The sequence below is a fragment of the Bacillus cereus group sp. BfR-BA-01316 genome (assembly GCF_022664195.1).
Lineage (GTDB): Bacteria > Bacillota > Bacilli > Bacillales > Bacillaceae_G > Bacillus_A.
Genome location: NZ_JAKUGX010000108.1, coordinates 1 through 281 on the forward strand (window position 1 = coordinate 1; position 281 = coordinate 281).

Consider the following 281-nt stretch of genomic DNA (forward strand, 5'->3'; position numbering starts at 1 on the left):
AAACCCGTCAGGGTTTATTTGATGTGCCTACTTTTATAACATCTATAAAAGATAATAAAAAACTACGTGGAAAGACCGCATTTTGTATAAAAATATACGTTAAGTTGATGGGCATTTGGTGCTATTTTTTATTATACATCTCTAAATTTTAGAGAATGTTCACAGCTGTAATTTTGCAGGTTGAAATAGCAAACCTAACGATTGTAGTTGGATTTATAGGTAAAGTACCTAGAACTATACCAAGACCTGTTTGTTCCACGTTAAAACCTACTGCAATAGAA

General features: G+C 32.0%; 1 pseudogene. It reads right to left on the reverse strand.

The features are described 5' to 3' along the window. Positions 1-148: 148 nt before the first annotated feature. Positions 149-281 (reverse strand): annotated as a pseudogene (locus tag MR071_RS25200) (bclA protein); the annotation flags it as partial.